Annotated in this window: 1 protein-coding gene; it reads right to left on the bottom strand. The window is 63.8% G+C overall.

Features of this window, described 5'->3' with window-relative positions; all coding sequences use genetic code 11:
- A partial coding sequence (locus ACR6JA_RS22060; RefSeq protein WP_494599514.1) for a hypothetical protein occupies window positions 1–309 on the bottom strand: 309 nt, incomplete at both ends.

Genomic DNA, 309 nt, shown 5'->3' with positions numbered 1-309 from the left:
GTGACCGAGTGCCAATGGCGTTCGCGTTGCCACGGATAGGCCGGAAGCGACGCATATTCTCCCTTCCAGGGGAACAGTGCCTGCCAGTCGACCGTCGCGCCGCTCAGGATGAGTTGTCCCGCCGTATCGTGGATGCGTTCCGGATCATCTTCGCCCCGCGATGCGGTGACCAGCACTCGGCCTGGTTGCGCAGCCTGTTCCAAGGCGTCCTTGATGTAGGTGCGCAGCACCGGGTGCGGGCCGACCTCGACAAAGATCGACAGGCCGTCTCTGATGGCCGTGTTGGTGGCCGCTTCGAATTGCACTGGC

It is taken from the genome of Cedecea sp. B1(4) (assembly GCF_059414925.1).
This window is presented reverse-complemented; position numbering and strand designations above follow the sequence as displayed.